Source organism: Ruminococcus sp. 8Y-12 (assembly GCF_058119865.1).
On record NZ_CM176623.1, the window covers coordinates 3,945,252 to 3,961,318 of the forward strand.

The window sequence follows — 16,067 nt, forward strand, 5'->3', positions numbered from 1 at the left end:
TATGGATATCAAAAAGATAACAGAGCTTGAAGACAAAATTTTGAACGATTACAGCAATATAGCAGGTATTGTTGTATCTAAAGATGGGAGAGTGAATTATGAGAAATACTTTAATAACTGTACACCGCAAAGTCGTATTCATGTTTATTCCGTGACTAAGAGTATTCTCTCCCTACTGATCGGAATTGCCATGGATAAAGGGTACATCAAGGATGTTAACCAGAAAATATTGGACTTTTTCCCGGAATACAATGTCACAAAAAATGAGGCAGTTATACAGAATATCACTCTAAAAAATCTCCTGACCATGACCGCCCCCTACAAATATAGAGACAACGTCCCTTATACTGAGTATTTTACCAGCAGTGACTGGGTAAAGTTTTCGCTGGATCAGCTGGGAGGCAGGGAGCAGATTGGAACCTTCCGATATACACCTCTGATCGGGCCGGATATTTTGTCGGGTATTCTTGTGAAAGCTACCGGAGCATCCGTGTTTGACTTCGCATCAGAGCATTTATTCTCTCCATTGGATATCACAGTGGAACGGCCTATCGTCTTTCACAGCAAAGAAGAACAGTTTGCATTCAATGAGTCCACAACCATCAGCGGCTGGGTTGCCGACCAGGCCGGGGTGAACGCGGGAGGCTGGGGACTTACGCTCTCCCCTGTGGATATGGCGAAAATCGGTCAGCTTTACCTGAATGATGGGATATGGGAAGAAAAGCAGATCGTGTCTGCGAAGTGGATGGATGAGAGTATGTCTGAACACAGCTTTTGGGACGAGCAGGGCCTCTCCTACGGCTATCTGTGGTGGATTGTGGATACCCAGGAAAAGGCCTGCGCTGCAATGGGAGACGGCGGAAATGTGATCTATTTTAACAAGAAGAAAAATCTGGTTATCTCCATTGCCTCCCTCTTTGCTCCCAATGTGAGTGACAGAATTGAGCTTATTAAAAATTTTATTGAACCGTTATTTTTGCGGGAATCTTGACCGATTCCCGCGTTAACTTTATCCACGTTTCTCATACACCTGCTCATAGCCTTCGTGTTGATGTCTTACACTCCCACGCCATCATACTTAACTGCGATCTCCCTGCTGAGTTTATCCAGGAAAATTTTACTGTTTATATACATTTTTTTCTGTTTTTCTTATTATTGGAAATCAGATACCCATTGCTTTTAACATTGCATTTGCCTACAACGGACAAATATTTTTTGCGGCTGATTTTCCTTCCATTAACTGTAAATGTTCTTTTATTAATCAGTTTGTCTTCATTACCTTCTGCATAGAGTTTCAGTTTCCCCTTTTTCATGTGATAAACATCATTTCGATATCCCAAAAATCCGCCATTCCAATCAACATGTAAATGATTTTTATTGCACGCATAAATGGTATAATTCCCTGCTGCGTTACAAAAAGCCTTAATGCTACTTAATTTTCCATTAAAATCCTTTACTCGAACCACTCTTTTATTTTTGTATGTATATATAAACGCATAATTTTGTTTATAGGCTACATTATACCATGTGATTAGCTCAGGAATCCCATTCTTATCCAGGTCTGTAATTAGAAAACTTGCTGCCTTTTTGTAACTCTCTTTATTAGTATGCCTGAAATTCCCCTCTACAACTTTAAACTTTGATTCATTTTTTGCTAGATAAGATCTATAAGCTTTACAAGCCTTTTTCCACTTTGTATTAGCTGCATTTACATTTATTGTTGAGGAACATAGAGTAAAAATTACTAAAAATGTAAAAAAGAATATTATACCTGTGCTATTCTTGCTTATTTTTCTCATATCTTTCTGCTCCTTTTCTCTTTCATAATTAGCAAACAACTCACAACATATTTTTTAACTTTAATGCGTCATAAAAGCAACTATTTCTTACTCACTCACCCTTCCAAAATAAGCATCAATCCCATCCGCAATCCCCGCAGCCATCCTCTCCTGGTATTCATCACTGGCCATATTTTGGTCTTCCTCTGGATTAGTCATATATCCCAGCTCCACGATAGTTACGGGAACCTGGCTCCAATTGTTTCCGGTCATGGTGTCGGTCTCCCAGACCCATCCCTCGGATCTGTCCGTTTCCGAGAGCAGGTGCTGCAGGATGCAGTCGGACAGACGGCGGCTGTCCTCATATAGGCTGCCTATATACGGATTTTCTGCTGTGGGGCAGATGGTCATTCCTCCGCTTATGGAGGAGTCCTCTGATCCGTTGGCGTGGATTCTGACCAGAATGTCAGACCCGCTGTTGTTGGCCACGCTTGCGCGTTCCACATTTCCCACAGGAACGTCATTGCTCTCCCTGGTCATGCAGACCTGGTAGCCTCTGCTCTCAAGCTCCTCCTTCAGCTTTTGGGAAACCTGAAGATTCAGCTCATACTCCCGAATCCCGGTTACACAGCCTGTAGTTCCGCTGGAATCCTTTGCCTTCTGCTCCGAAGCCCCCGGTCCGATCGGGTCAGTTCCCTCTGCGGCCACACTGGAATGCCCGGGATCAATGGTTATCTTGTATCCATTCTCCGCAGCCTCCTCCTCTGAGAGATCCATGTATTCCGCTGCTGCATACAGCTCTCTGTCGTCATAGGTGACCTTGCACCACTTTTCATTTGCCCAGATACAGTAGAGCTTGCTTCCTTTTTGGATGATCTGGTAGATGGCTGCGTCAGTGGAAGGAGCTTCCCTCAGGTTCACATTGTCCGAAACCGTGATCTCCCGACCAATCTCTTGCTGCCCTGCATCCTTTTCCTCTGCTTCTATGCCACTCTCCCGCTCTGTGCTGTTTTCTGACTGGCTTTCCGACTCTGTCTGTTTTTTCTTCTCAGGCTGTTTCTTCTTTTCTGTCTGGCCCGTTGTCTCCTCTTTGGCTGTCCCGGAAGCATCCCGTTTCCCACTATCTCCTGCCTGTTGGCTCTGAGATATGGATTCCGTCTCCAGAGCAGAGTTTTCCGAACTTGTATCTCTCTTCTTTCCGCACCCTGATAACAGAAGCGCCGCAATCACCATCCATGTTATCACTGCTGTTTTTCTTTTTCTTGTCATCTGATACTCCTCTTTGTGCAATCTCTGTGAAACTATTTTACCCCCAGCGGACAAAGAACATCCACTGAGGGTATTATACTAAGATTTTGCGAGTTACGCAATCGATTCCTGGGGAAAAACATTCTCACAATTCTAATATCGCTTTATTTTTTTAGAGGGTGTTTTCTCAAACTCCTCCTCTCGGACTTTAAGTCCGTGAATCCTCTTATAGGCCGGAAGACCTTGGTTATACTCATCGATTACTTCCTGAAGTCTTTGAGTTATTTCTTTGATATGCTTCTTTTTTACGTAGTCCTGATCCGGAAAAACCTCGGCCTCAATGACTGAGTCTTTTTCCCTTACAAGCACCTCCTGGACCAGGGGGGACTTTCCAAGTTCATTTTCCAGCTCCTCTGGACTTACGTTTTCTCCGTTTTTCAATATGATCAGATTTTTCTTGCGTCCTGTGAGAAAGACAAAGCCATCCTCATCCACATACCCCAGATCCCCGGTCCGCAGCCAGCCGTCCGTCAGTGCTTCCTCTGTCTCTTCGGGCATTTGGTAGTATCCAAGCATGACGCTTGTGCCTCGCACCCAGAGTTCTCCGTCCACGGTCCTGGCCTCACAGTTGGGCAACAGTTTGCCCACCGAACCTGCCTTTGAGGCCCACTCCAGGTTTGTACTGATGACAGGGGAGCACTCTGTCATTCCGTACCCCTGAAGTACTGTGATACCGTACTGTGCAAAGGCATCCACCATCTCCGGAGGGAGGTATGCTCCTCCGCTGCATATAGTCTTTAGGTTTCCGCCAAAGGCTGCTTTGGCAACCATCTTTTTGGGAAGGATACCTGTGGATTCCTTCAGTTTCTTGTACACGGACTCAATCACCATGGGAACCAGCAAAACAATCTCTGGCTTAAACAGCTTCATATTTCTGGATACGTGCATAATGGAGTCATTGATGCAGATCACCAGTCCTATGTAGATTCCCTTCAAAATATCCATGGTAAAGCAATAGGCATGGTGGATGGGCAAAAGCGTCATGGATACGGTTCCAGCCTGTATCTTCATGTCCAGGCTGGTAGCATTGTCTGTCAGATTTCTGTGAGTGAGCATCACTCCCTTACTTTTTCCAGTGGTCCCTGAGGTAAACAGTATGGCGCACATTTTGTCAGGGTCCAGTTCGCAGGAAAAGCTTCCCTCATTTTCCCGGATGATCTCCCAGAGCGACTTTGTATCCTGGGTATTCTCCTCCGCCTGCATGCAGATCATATGGCTGATGCCAGGGCAGGTCTCCCTGGCCAGCTTTGCCGCATCCTTTCTCAGGCTGTCATACATCAGCACACTGATATCCGCCCGGTTTAACAGATCACACAAATCTGCTGCAGGAAGGCTGGCATCCAGGGGCACTGCCACACAGCCGCTGTTGACAGCCCCAAAGTAGCTGATGATCCACTCGTAGGTGGTCGGGCCGATGACTGCAATATGTTTCCCCAGCATATTCAGAGACGAAAGTCCTCTGCTCACCGCCTCACTGTCTTTTTTGAGATCCTCATAGGTCTTTGTCACGATTTCTTTTTTCCGCTTGTACCGGAACGCAGGGTTTGCTCCATAACTTTTTGCCGCAAAATCCACAACTTCCTTCATGGTGCTGATTTGGCTGTTCATTCGATCCCCTCCTAGTCTCTGAGACTTTCAATATAGCGAATGGCCTCTCCAACTGTAGTGATATCAGCCACTTCCCGCTCCTCCACCTCAATGTCAAAGGTATCCTCCAATTCACCTACCATGCTCATGAAATCATAGGAGGTAAATCCCAGATCTTCCACAAACCGCGAATTCTCAGTAATAGTATTTTGGTCCACCTCTACATACTCACAAATCATATCTCTCAGCTGTTCAAACATCTTTTTTTCCTCCTCTACACCGCCTCAATAATCTCTCCAACTGTCATTTCCGGATTTTCAATACCCTTAAACAAAATACGGCACAAATAATAGTACAAATATTCCAGATTGTGGTAGGTAACCACCCCAGTCTGGTGCTCAAAGTTAAAGTTCAGTCCATTGTCTTCCGCCCGGTGCATCACTGTCAGATACAGCGCGTGGGCCGCAGCTCCGTTGCTGTACCATGCGGATTTATAGCGGATATCCTGCAGACGGTCCAGCCCTTTGTCCTTCAGGGTCAGCGGCTGGTAGGTCAGACTGAGGGGTTCATAGGTCTGTCCTGATTTCAGCCCGTAGTGCTTATTTCGAAACGCGTAGTACGCTGTGGGATCATAATTGGCATGGCGGAAAATCTTATTTTGTCCATCCCTGATCTTCAGAAGCCCTTCCATAAAGGTTTCCTTCTTATCCACAATAGTCCTGAATGGAAAACAGTGGATTCTGGTTCCCCCGCACCTCTTCTCCGCTAGAGTAGCCCTTCTGGCCACTGTGGTGTTGACGGACACGTCATCGTTTCCGTTCACCTTCTGCAGATATGTGCGCAGCCCCATCATTAGCAGACATACCATGGAAATATGGTGCTTGCTGCAGAATTCCATCAGCCGGTTGGAGGGATCTTCCTCCAATTGGAAGGTGACGATATTGGCATCTACATTGTCGGATACATTGGCAGCGGCCCGCAGATTTGGGTTATTCTCCCTCTTTCTCTCTTCCTCCAGCTTCTGGGCTCCGAAGATACTGTTGAAAATCGGTTCCGAGCCTGCGATCATCTTCTCAAAAAATACAGCATCCCGTTTCTGTGACTTACTTCCAGCTTCATAGAAAAGGTCTTTTTCCAGTTGCTCAATGTAGGAGGACATTTCCTTTGGATATTCGATGCCTTCATACTTTTTATTGCAATAGATCTCAATCACATCCTTTAAAAACAGGATCAGAGACTGTGCGTCCATAGTCATGTGGTCTACCAGCAGATAGATTCCCTGGAATCCATCCGGAGTGATGATCATGACAACGCGGTTCAGGGGAGTGTCAAAACGTTGGAACGGGATTGCAGTCCATTCCCTCATCTTATCCTCCGCATGACATTCCTGCCAGCCGGTGAAATCGAAAAACTCGATGTCTCTTACCTCCCTCTGGGCAAGATACTGGTAAACATTACCGTCCGATGCCTTTGTAAAGCGAAGACGCATGGACTCACATCGGTCATATGCCTGGTAAATCGCATCTTTTAAGGCGCCGAAGTCCAGACTCTGCTGGATGGTCAGGCTGGTGCCAATATTAAGCACCTGCTTTTTAGGGCAGTACTTCTGATAGAAGAAATGCAGCTTCTGAGCCGCTGTCAGCGGATAAAGCTTTTTCCCATTTTCGATTCTCATGCTCTGTCTCCTCCTTTTTCCAAAAACTCCGTTAACTTTTCTTCGTACTGGTCTTTCGCTTTGTAGAAACACTCTGCATGGCCGGCGCCATGCACAATCAGTATATCTTTCTCTCCCGGACAGTTGTCATAGATTTCCCGGCACATTCTGCTGGGAACGAAATTGTCTGCATCTCCGTGTATCAGCAGGACAGGAACCTGACACTTTTTCACCTCGCAAGCGCTGTTGCACTGGGCCAGGCGGTAGCCGGCCCGATCCTGAACCCACTTGTCCGCTATATTCAGGATTGGAAAAGCAGGAAGATGGTACTGGTCTTTCAATACCGAGGCGAACACATCCCAGGCGGAAGTGAAGCCACAGTCTGAGATAATCCCCTTCACAGCTGAAGGCAGCTCCAGTCCCCCGGTCATGAGCACGGTGGCGCCTCCCATAGAGATTCCGTGAAGCCAAATCTCACAGTCCTCCCCTAACCGCTTCTGCACATATTCAATCCAGCGCACAGCATCCAGACGGTCCAAACATCCAAAACCAATATACGTCCCCTCGCTGTCTCCGTGGGCGCGCTCATCCACCAGAAGCATCTGGTAGCCTCTGGACAGATAATAGTTAGAAAGACCGATATAATCGCTCATCCCCTTACTGGTATACCCATGGAAACAGATGACGGCCTTTTTTCCCCCGCTTCCAGGAAAATAGGTCCCGTGAAGCTTCAATCCATCCCAGGAACGTATCCATACATCTTCCCTGTTCTGTTCCATCATCCAGCTTTTCATCTTCTGAATCATTGGCATGTACTGGTCCCAATTGGTTCCTGCCATGTTCATGGTGCGCTCTGTTTTGGCATTCTGCCGAATCATGGTGCGCCTGAAAAAATAGGCTGCTATTCCATACTCCACAGCAGTGGCTGCCGCTGCTGTTCCCAAAATCATCTTCCACCCCTTCATAATACACTCCTCCTGTATGATGCAGTGTTTATTTGTTCCGGTCGGCTCTTTTTGCCCTTCTGCCCTCCTTAGTTTTCATCTTTTCTTCCTTCTTTGTGCAGAACTTCTGCAAAAGCAGAGCCTTGTCAAAGTCTCCCTCCACCTTCAGTTTTCCCAGAGTAAACGCTTTTATGGGGTCCATCTCTCCCTGCGCAATCCTGAGCAGCGTATCTGCTGATGTAATGAACAACACGTCCCTGTCAAAATACTCATAGGGTTCTATGGACACATGACCCTGGGAGACCTCCGCATAAAATGCTCCCTCGGCCTCCCCCTCAATATTAAATTGATAGGCAAGATGCTCCTGTATCCGGCTCACATCCGCCTCTCCAAAGATCTGTTTCGCCTTTTCTATTAATTCTTCATACGTCATAATGCGCACCTCCGACATTTTATTTGTTTTTTCGACCATTAGTCGAATTTGAATTTTCTTTACAATAACACTTTTTCGACCATCAGTCAAGTTTACATTTCTGCGGTATCATGGTACAATCATAAAATCAAAACATACACTGGAGAAATGCTTTATGCAAAACAATCAAAAAAAAGAAAAAATTCTGGATGCTATGCAGCGTTTGATGGAGCGGACGCATGCCCAGGCCATTTCCGTGAGCGATATTGCCAAAGAAGCGGGAATTGGAAAGGGAAGTATCTACTATTACTTTAAATCAAAAGAAGATATTTTAGAGGCGGTCATCGAACGTTTCTATTCCGATGCTATAGAGAAGAGTAAGAACCTGCTGGATACAAGGGATATGGATGCGCTCACAAAAATGGAAGTCATTTTCCGCACATGCCGGGACTCCTCCCTAGAGCTGCTGCGCCAGGAAGCCAATAATTTCTTCGAGCTGCAGCAGAGCGCCCTGCTCCACCAGCAGTACATCCGCATCATGATTCGCAACCTGCGACCCATTCTGGCAGATGTCATACGTCAGGGAAATCAGGAGGGTTCCATGAACTGTAAATCCGCGGAAGAAGTTGCGGAAATCGTACTGATTATTCTGACCATCAAGCTGGACAACCAGCTCTCCGGGAGTGACACGGCAAAAATCAGGAGAACTCTGGACGTATTTTCCTATATGCTGGAAACCAGCTTTCACATTGAGAAGGGAAGACTGGACTATCTGTGGTCCAACCTCTGACGCCCGCCAGGCGTACCTGAAAAGGAGCAGGCACTTCGCAAATTGAAGTGCCTGCTCCTTTATCGCTGGAACAGTAAATAATTAGTAAACGGACATATCCGCTGACACATTGATTTCGTATTCGCTGTATTAGAAAAATCTTGCTCCCATATACCCCGTCTTGCCGTCCACTCTCACCTTATACCACCCTCCCACATCCTCCAGGAATTCCACTGTGGTTCCGGTCCAGTACTCGCCGATGATCTCACCTTCGTAGCTGGGGGCTGACCTCAGATAGCAGCCTCCCTGCATAGTCTTGTAAACCGGCTCAGGCGGATCTGTCTCCTGTACGTATTCCGTCTGCTCCAGTGTGGGTACTTCTGTGGACTCCTGCTCAGGAGCCTTTGTCTGTGGCTCTGTCTGTGGCTCTGACTCCGTCTCTCTTTGTGTCTCCTCTGTCTGGCGGCTTTCCTTCTCTGTCGCCTTGGCTGTCTCCGTCTGTCTGCTCTCGCTGGCCTGAGTCTCTTTGTCCTTTGCGGGCTGCGTCACTGCCTCTGTGGCATTGGCCTTTGTATCATTATCTTTCACTGTTTTGGAGTAAATGGTGATCCCCAGTATCGCTGCCACTATAATCAGTACAATAATAACAGCCAACAATAAATATCTGAGATTGTCCGACAGCCATTCCTTAAAATTATTCATACAAATCCCCCTTATGCTGGTAAATACTTACAGGGCTGTCCTGCCTCTGCTTTCCCGTACATTTTACCACAATTTAGCTTTAAAAGGAACTGTACAACTTCTTAAATCTTTCGTAACTCCTTCCCTTATGCCCGCAGTCTGGCTTCCCTGGTAATCTCCTCCGGAAATCCCATACATTCCAGCAGCCGTATGGCATTCTGTGAATTGGCAGGTCCTGGGTGAATTTTGTAGTCAAAGGTGATCTTCCCATCTTCCATGTGTTCGGTAAAGTGATAATTCATATATCCGGTTTCCAGCATATCCAGCAGCTCCTGATCATGGGTTGCCACCACTGCCAGACAGTTTCTCTTCTCCAGATACCTCAAAACGGCTGCTGAGGCTGCCACCCTCTCTCTGGTGTTGGTCCCTCTCAGGATCTCATCGATCACACAAAGGGTCCATACTTTGTCAGATAGGCCCTTCACAATCCTCGCCAAGTATTTTACCTCCCGGACGTAGTAGCTCTCCCCGGCCGCCAGATCGTCCCGCACAGCCATGGAGGTGACCACCTTTGCACAGCACATCTCAAACCGCCCAGCAGTGCAGGTGTGAAGTGTCTGTGCCAGGATCGCGTTGAGCGCCACAGCCTTGATAAAAGTGGACTTTCCTGAGGCGTTGGACCCGGTTACCATGCAGGAATCCGTAAGATTCAAGGAATTTGCCACCGCATTCTCTATCAGGGGGTGACAGAGCTCCTCCATCATAACGCCTTTTTGCTCCGCAAACCTGGGAGTACAGTACCGGGGCAGACTCTCCCGGTATTTAGCTGCTGCCAGAGCCATATCCAGCTCTCCGATTCTCCGGTAAAGACAGAGAAATGTCTCCCTGTGCTGCTTTAACTGCTTGATAATCTTATCATAACGGATAAAATCCAAGAGCAGGGCCCCGAAGAAATAGTCATAGAGCAGTCCCTCCAGGGTCCCCGACGCGCTGGCCATCCTTCTGTTCTGTACCCGGCCGATCATTCTGGCCAATGGCCGAAAACAGTCTGCATGCTCCTTTAGATCCTGAAACCTCTCTTCATAAGCAAATTTCCCCGAATCAGTTAGTCGGACCGCCGCCTTTATCAGCCTGAGAGCCCCCTCCAGGGTATTCAGGTTCAGCTCGTATCTATATTTTTGCGCAAGATATATCAAAAGATTTACGCCAAACACAGCTACTGGAATATACAGCAGCCCCTTTTCCTGAAACACCAGGGCAGGGACAAGGGACAGCGCCAGAAGGGCTCTCATCAGTCTGTAAAACCACACATGTTCAATGGAGAATACGTCCAGATTGTTCAGAAAAACGGGCAGGAAATAGCTTCCCTCCTCCTTTCCGATTCTATAAAGAATCTTCCCAATCCTCTTTGCCTCCTCCTTATTCTCTCCTGCATAACCTATCTTCTCTTCCAGAATCTGAAGCTCTTCTGTCCCCGCCAGCCTGTGCATTCTGGCAAACAGCACCTGTTCGCCTGCAAAGGAATGACAGGTATTGATCCGCAGGTATAAGTCATCCATATCCAGATCGTTCCAGGTGATCTCATCCACAGCTTCCCCTGGAAACATCTGTTCTCCCAACTCTGTATATCCATATTTCTGTTCCTTTGTTACTTCTCCCATACTGGTCTCTCCTTTGACTTCATGAATCCTTCTGCTGGTTTCTAAATCTGTATTTTTCCAGTATCCCATATCCCAGGGTAACCAAAGTGCAGACTGTTATCTCGGTGAGGAGTATCCTGTCTACATTCCAGCGCACGCCTTTGACAAACAATATGGTGTAAAATTCACAGGTAAGCAGAATCAGGCTAAAGCAGACCAGAACAACCGCCGTCAGCCGGTCCAGAAGCCTTGGGGACGCCCACATCATATTTCTGGCTATCACAGCCCGGATCAGGGATCTCAGCAGGGTCATGGCTGCTAGGCTGAACACTGGATACAGAAAGATCCATTCCCTGGAAACATAGGATGTTGCATAAGACTCATCCCAGTTGATGGGAATCCGGTCCGGGAGCAGGAAGTAGATGCTGACTGCGATCATCAGCTGGGCAAAAAACATACCCCACAACAAAACTTTATCCTTTATGCTTGCTAAATAGCCAAGAGTATCCTTCTTCATATTCCCCTCCTGCACCCATTCGCTCTGTTCATATTTCTCCACATCCAACTTTTCATAGTCTGCTTGTGCATCCCTGGCGATTTCCCTGCAGATTGCCCGCGCATTCTCAAACTCTCCGATTCTGCCCTCCAGGCTCTCTCCCTGACACTTCATCAAAGTACACATAGAAATTGTCCCTTTCTGCAATGCCCGTATATCCTCCAGACTCACATCCAATTTGCGCAGAAACAAAATTTTTTTCAGCGTCTGTACATCCTCCGGCGAATACTCCCGGTAGTCATTGATTGGGTTTCGCCTGGGCACACAGAGGCCCTCCTTTTCGTAAAACCGGATATTGGCCCTGGTGAGCCCTGACAGCTCTTCTGCTTCTTTTATGTTCATATATCTCTCGTTACGGTTCATTCTGCACAGTGAATGCACAGAACTGTATGAACCGTAACTATCCCTCCTTTCCCTGTTATTAAACAGTATAAACTTACTTTACAGTCAAGTATTTTTATTGTATTCTTATAGTAATTGTTTAAAAGGCTGCTTCTGAGGAGGATTTAGCTATGAAATGCCCCAACTGCGGCGCCCCGTTAGATGAAAGCGTGACCTGCTGTCCCTTCTGCGGCACGCTTAACATTCCCGGCGCACAAAAGAAATACAGGAAAAAATTACAGAGTATCCAAAAAGATTTGGAGGACCTTGAGGAGGTGCCTGCAGATGTCTTGGAAGATACCTTTAAAAAGGAAACCCGGCGTACCATCAAACGGATCGGTATCGCCCTGTTCATTACCCTCCTTCTGGTTATGGCAGTCTATGCCTTCACCCGTTTTCAGGATGTCCGGCAAGCTTCGAAAGAAGCCTCCCAGCTTGCCTGGGAGCGGGCCACATTTCCAAAGCTGGATGCCTGGTATGCATCCGGTGATTACGATTCTATTCTTGAATTTATAGACAACCCGGAGGCTTCAGAATATTCTTTGTCCCGTTGGAAACATGCATCCTTTCTTTGGGCTTACCTGGACTATTCCATCATTCATGATTACCGGAATCAAAAGAAAGAGGATGTTCTCTTTTCTCTGTATGCCCTCTTTTATCTGGATTCATTTGAAAGAATGACACAAAAGGAACAAAAATTGGTGGAAGGCTATCGCAAAGAGGGTGAAAACCTGCTTTCCCAAGTATACCACATGTCAAAGGAAGCGTTAATAGAATATTATGAGGAGGAATACACGCCATGAAATGTCCTTTTTGCGGCGCTAACCTAAGCCTGGAGGATGAAAAATGTCCGTATTGCGGGACCCCAAACCCAGAAGGATGCAGACACCAGGAAAACCTGCACCATTATCAGGCGGAATTTGAAAAAACAAAACAAGATGTCTATACTACCAGTAAGCGCTTTGCCCATCTGAGCGTCAAGACAACGATTATTGCTATTCTAATTCTATTAAATATAGCTGCAATCATATTAAACAGCCGTTCCTGGGATATCTACCGGGCGGTTACGTCTGCCTCCCTGGGCAGGAACCTGCCTTCCTATGTGCAGACAATGGATGCCTATATCGAGGAGGCTCGTTATCCGGAGCTTTCCGCCTTTTATAATCAAAATAATCTCTATCTTAGAAAAGAGTTAAAAGTCTATCAGGATATATCCAATGCTGCGCAAAGCTACAGCAGTGTGATGTACTATATTGGTAATATCACTCATTTAGACAGTTCTGATACCTGGTCTCTAAAAAGCCTGGCCTCCAACCTTGCTCTTTACTTCGAGATCGTTTCTTCAGACTACTTTATGAAAGAGGACACCGGGGACTATAAGGAAAATCATAGACTGGCTGTGAAGGATATGACAGACCGAATCAATCTTATGCTTAAGACTAACTGCAGTTTTACCCAGAAGGATCTGCAACAGCTGCCTTCCCTGTCAGAAAACGGAATACAAACACTGCTGAAAAGGAGGATGAACATCCATGAGATGCAAGAAAGTGAAGCTTTCTGATATTTTGATTGTGCTTTTGTCTTTGAGCCTTCTGCTCTTTCTCTTCAGCGGAATTCATTCGCTTATGGACGAGTTTCGTGACGTTATTTCATACGATGAGCAGAGCTTTGCCTGGGATTTACAGGACCAAAACTACAGTGAAATGCTGCGCAAGACGGTAAGCAATGAGGTTTCCGGCGCAGAGGCTTCGGATACATTGAAAGAATACTATGCCCTGTCCCGCTACTATGAGGCTGCGATGTATTACAAGATGTATTCTGACAATGGACAACAGGGAAAGGCTGATTCATACGCCGAAACCATGACCCGCGAAAAAGAAAAGACAGGTTATTTGAAATCAGAGATCTCCGAAATCAATAACCTGTTATCTATAAAAGAATAATCCATAGCAGAGCTTCTACAGCTCGTTCCCGTTTTCCCTACCCTCCACAAAGGCCAGTGCATTGTCAAGAGTGGTCTCGCTGATGGCCTCCAGTGCTTCTTTCGTGAAGAATCCCTGGTGTGACGTCACCATCACATTCGGAAAGGAGAGAAGCCTGGCCATGGTAGAGTGCCCCAGAATCCGTTCCGACATATCCTCATACACACTTCCATTCTCCTCCTCATACACATCCAGGCCCACGGCAAAAAACTTTCCGTCCCGGATTCCCTGAACCAAGTCATTTGTCTTAATCAGTCCTCCTCTGGAGGTGTTTACAAGCATTACTCCGTCCTTCATCTTTTGAATAGTCTCTGTATTAATCATGTGGTAGCTGGTCTTTAGCAGCGGACAGTGCAGGGAGATCAAGTCCGATTCTGCAAGTAAATGTTCAAAGTCCACATATTCCACAAAATCCAAATCCTTATTGGGGTATAAATCATATCCGATCACTCTCATTCCAAAGCCCTGGCAGATGCGCGCCATGGCTGCTCCGATTTTTCCTGTTCCTACAATTCCCGCCGTCTTTCCGTAAAGGTTCACCCCCATCAGTCCACTTAGGCTGAAATCATTCTCACGTCCTTTTATATATGCCTTGTGCATGTGTCTGTTTGCAGTGAGTACCAGTGCCATGGCATGCTCCGCAACAGCTTCCGGGGAATAGCTGGGTACATGCATCACTGTGATACCGCACTCCTTTGCCGTGTCCAGATCCACGTTATTGTAGCCTGCACAGCGCATAAGTATCAGTCTCACACCACATTTGCTCAGGAGCCGGATTGTCTGTGTGCCCAGCTCCATATTCACGAAAGCGCAGACCGCGTCGTAACCGTCCGCCAGCATAGCTGTCTCCCTTGTGAGATTTGGCTCAATAAAGGTAAACTCCAGGTCATGATAGGGACCCTTCTCCAAAAATTCTCTGAAGAACAGCTCATCGTAATTTTTTGTTCCGAAAAAAAGTATCTGCATATTCGTAGCCTCCTCATATGAGTAGTATACCCGCATTGGGAGGGCTCATACACCGCTTCTCCCGTATATTTAAGCGTAAAATAACCCCGCACTGTCCAAAGCAGACAAGGCGGGGCATTCTTTACTCAATATCAATTTCACGATCTCTATAATAATACTTATTATCCTTCTCAGTGATCTCCCTCATCACTCGGCAAGGATTCCCGTATGCAACCACATTGGAAGGGATATCCCTGGTCACCACGCTTCCGGCCCCAATTACTGTATTCTCCCCAATTGACACCCCCGGCATAATCACACAGTTGGCCCCAATCCAGGCATTCTCGTGAATATGGACAGGGAGATTATACTGGGCCTGCTTTCTGCGCAGATTCGGCTCCACTGGGTGTGTTGCAGTACACAGCACCACATTGGGCCCGATCATCACATGGTCATCCACAAAAATTTCACAGTCATCCACCAGGACCAGGTTGTAATTGGCATAAATATGACTGCCGAAATGCACGTTTTTGCCGCCCCAGTTGGCGTAAAAAGGAGTTTCGATGTAACACCCCTCACCAATCTCTGCAAACATTTCCCGCAGCAATTCCATTTTTTCCCTACTCTGACTGGGCTTTAAATGATTGAAGTCATACACCTTATCCAAATATGCAATCTGCTGCCTCATCAGATCATCGTCATTGCAGAAATAGAGCTTTCCACTGTGGATTCTGCTGAAAATCTCGTCTATTTCCATAGTTTTGTCCTCCTCAAGCTTTTTTCTAATTACTGTTCACTCAAGTCTGAGCATTTACTGCTCAGACCGTGAGAAAATGATTCAAGGGTGCATAAATCCCATCGCCGAAGGCGATTTTGCATGGATTTATGCATGTTACTGTGAACGTGTGAACAGTAACGTTTTCTAATAATTAAAACAAAAGAGTAGATAAATATATTACTAAGAACATACTCATCTACTCTTTCCTTCTCTGTCAAAGCTGGAAAAGAGACTTGAACTCTCGACCCCTTCATTACGAGTGAAGTGCTCTACCGACTGAGCTATTCCAGCTTATCTGGCGGCCACTTATGACCGCTGACCTAGATTATTATATATACTTTTGGAGAATTTTGCAAGTACTTTTTTTAGTATTTTTCACATTCTGTACAAGTATGGTAATCGTTCAGACGGGCTGATAAGAGGACGCTTCCACCGGCGCAGGGCTATGCTTCGGGGACGCGTGCAACATTCCGATGAACTATCTGCCAACTACAACTAAGTCGTTCGGGAAAGCCCTCACGACTAAGTTTCCGTAGGCAGAGGATTTCATCTACATTAAAACGCTCGCCAATTGTCCCCGAAGCATAGCCCTGCGCCGGAGGAAGCTGTTTCCCATAGGCGGGAGGTGGTGCTCTCAGGCGATTTTCAAACA

At 46.5% G+C, this 16,067-nt stretch carries 17 protein-coding genes and 1 tRNA gene; 5 read left to right on the plus strand and 13 right to left on the minus strand.

What is annotated here, in order from left to right:
• Position 1: 1 nt before the first annotated feature.
• Positions 2 to 991 carry a serine hydrolase domain-containing protein gene (locus tag AC0THY_RS15815; protein WP_489991563.1) on the plus strand — a complete coding sequence of 330 codons (990 nt, stop codon included), beginning with the start codon at positions 2 to 4 and terminating at the stop codon, positions 989 to 991.
• Positions 992 to 1,124: 133 nt separating this feature from the next.
• Here AC0THY_RS15815 and AC0THY_RS15820 read toward each other — a convergent pair whose 3' ends face one another.
• The 7 genes from AC0THY_RS15820 to AC0THY_RS15850 all read right to left on the minus strand — a co-directional run bounded on the left by AC0THY_RS15820 (position 1,125) and on the right by AC0THY_RS15850 (position 7,704).
• The gene (locus tag AC0THY_RS15820; protein ID WP_489991564.1) at positions 1,125 to 1,799 is read right to left on the minus strand and encodes a hypothetical protein; all 675 of its coding nucleotides are present in this window, start codon (positions 1,797 to 1,799) and stop codon (positions 1,125 to 1,127) included.
• An 87-nt stretch (positions 1,800 to 1,886) separates the two neighbouring features.
• Positions 1,887 to 3,047 carry an N-acetylmuramoyl-L-alanine amidase gene (locus tag AC0THY_RS15825; protein WP_489991565.1) on the minus strand — a complete coding sequence of 387 codons (1,161 nt, stop codon included), beginning with the start codon at positions 3,045 to 3,047 and terminating at the stop codon, positions 1,887 to 1,889.
• A gap of 132 nt (positions 3,048 to 3,179) precedes the next feature.
• Positions 3,180 to 4,694 carry an AMP-dependent synthetase/ligase gene (locus AC0THY_RS15830; RefSeq protein ID WP_489991566.1) on the minus strand — a complete coding sequence of 505 codons (1,515 nt, stop codon included), beginning with the start codon at positions 4,692 to 4,694 and terminating at the stop codon, positions 3,180 to 3,182.
• An 11-nt stretch (positions 4,695 to 4,705) separates the two neighbouring features.
• On the minus strand, positions 4,706 to 4,933 hold the full coding sequence (locus AC0THY_RS15835) for an acyl carrier protein (protein ID WP_489991567.1): 228 nt from the start codon (positions 4,931 to 4,933) through the stop codon (positions 4,706 to 4,708).
• Positions 4,934 to 4,947: 14 nt separating this feature from the next.
• On the minus strand, positions 4,948 to 6,348 hold the full coding sequence (locus tag AC0THY_RS15840) for a condensation domain-containing protein (protein WP_489991568.1): 1,401 nt from the start codon (positions 6,346 to 6,348) through the stop codon (positions 4,948 to 4,950).
• A complete protein-coding gene (locus AC0THY_RS15845) occupies positions 6,345 to 7,292 on the minus strand; it encodes an alpha/beta hydrolase (protein WP_489991569.1) in 948 nt (315 codons plus the stop codon). Before AC0THY_RS15845 ends, AC0THY_RS15840 begins: the two co-directional genes overlap by 4 nt.
• A gap of 28 nt (positions 7,293 to 7,320) precedes the next feature.
• Positions 7,321 to 7,704, minus strand: coding sequence for an SCP2 sterol-binding domain-containing protein (locus AC0THY_RS15850; protein ID WP_489991570.1), 384 nt, complete (start codon positions 7,702 to 7,704; stop codon positions 7,321 to 7,323).
• A 154-nt stretch (positions 7,705 to 7,858) separates the two neighbouring features.
• Between AC0THY_RS15850 and AC0THY_RS15855 the strand changes: the two genes are divergently transcribed.
• Positions 7,859 to 8,473, plus strand: a complete 615-nt coding sequence (locus AC0THY_RS15855; RefSeq protein ID WP_489991571.1) for a TetR/AcrR family transcriptional regulator — start codon at positions 7,859 to 7,861, stop codon at positions 8,471 to 8,473.
• A gap of 129 nt (positions 8,474 to 8,602) precedes the next feature.
• Here the strand turns inward: AC0THY_RS15855 and AC0THY_RS15860 are convergent, their stop codons facing one another.
• The 3 genes from AC0THY_RS15860 to AC0THY_RS15870 form a co-directional block, all read right to left on the minus strand.
• The gene (locus AC0THY_RS15860; RefSeq protein WP_489991572.1) at positions 8,603 to 9,154 is read right to left on the minus strand and encodes an SH3 domain-containing protein; all 552 of its coding nucleotides are present in this window, start codon (positions 9,152 to 9,154) and stop codon (positions 8,603 to 8,605) included.
• A 125-nt stretch (positions 9,155 to 9,279) separates the two neighbouring features.
• Complete coding sequence (locus AC0THY_RS15865) at positions 9,280 to 10,794, minus strand: MutS-related protein (RefSeq protein ID WP_489991573.1); 1,515 nt, start codon at positions 10,792 to 10,794, stop codon at positions 9,280 to 9,282.
• Positions 10,795 to 10,813: 19 nt separating this feature from the next.
• On the minus strand, positions 10,814 to 11,671 hold the full coding sequence (locus AC0THY_RS15870; RefSeq protein ID WP_489991574.1) for a MerR family transcriptional regulator: 858 nt from the start codon (positions 11,669 to 11,671) through the stop codon (positions 10,814 to 10,816).
• 170 nt (positions 11,672 to 11,841) lie between these two features.
• On the opposite strand from AC0THY_RS15870, the gene AC0THY_RS15875 reads away from it, so the two are divergent.
• From AC0THY_RS15875 to AC0THY_RS15885, 3 genes are read left to right on the plus strand one after another with little or no spacing between them, the layout of a single operon-like run.
• A complete protein-coding gene (locus AC0THY_RS15875) occupies positions 11,842 to 12,513 on the plus strand; it encodes a zinc ribbon domain-containing protein (protein WP_489991575.1) in 672 nt (223 codons plus the stop codon).
• Positions 12,510 to 13,271, plus strand: a complete 762-nt coding sequence (locus AC0THY_RS15880; protein WP_489991576.1) for a zinc ribbon domain-containing protein — start codon at positions 12,510 to 12,512, stop codon at positions 13,269 to 13,271. The genes AC0THY_RS15875 and AC0THY_RS15880 overlap by 4 nt, the downstream gene beginning before the upstream one ends.
• Positions 13,243 to 13,653, plus strand: a complete 411-nt coding sequence (locus tag AC0THY_RS15885; RefSeq protein WP_489991577.1) for a hypothetical protein — start codon at positions 13,243 to 13,245, stop codon at positions 13,651 to 13,653. Before AC0THY_RS15880 ends, AC0THY_RS15885 begins: the two co-directional genes overlap by 29 nt.
• 15 nt (positions 13,654 to 13,668) lie before the next feature.
• Here AC0THY_RS15885 and AC0THY_RS15890 read toward each other — a convergent pair whose 3' ends face one another.
• The 3 genes from AC0THY_RS15890 to AC0THY_RS15900 all read right to left on the minus strand — a co-directional run bounded on the left by AC0THY_RS15890 (position 13,669) and on the right by AC0THY_RS15900 (position 15,706).
• Entirely contained in the window at positions 13,669 to 14,658 is a 990-nt protein-coding gene (locus AC0THY_RS15890) for a 2-hydroxyacid dehydrogenase (protein WP_489991578.1), read from the minus strand.
• A gap of 121 nt (positions 14,659 to 14,779) precedes the next feature.
• Positions 14,780 to 15,394, minus strand: coding sequence for a sugar O-acetyltransferase (locus AC0THY_RS15895; RefSeq protein ID WP_489991579.1), 615 nt, complete (start codon positions 15,392 to 15,394; stop codon positions 14,780 to 14,782).
• Between the two features lie 239 nt (positions 15,395 to 15,633).
• Positions 15,634 to 15,706, minus strand: a tRNA-Thr gene (locus AC0THY_RS15900).
• Positions 15,707 to 16,067 lie beyond the last annotated feature (361 nt).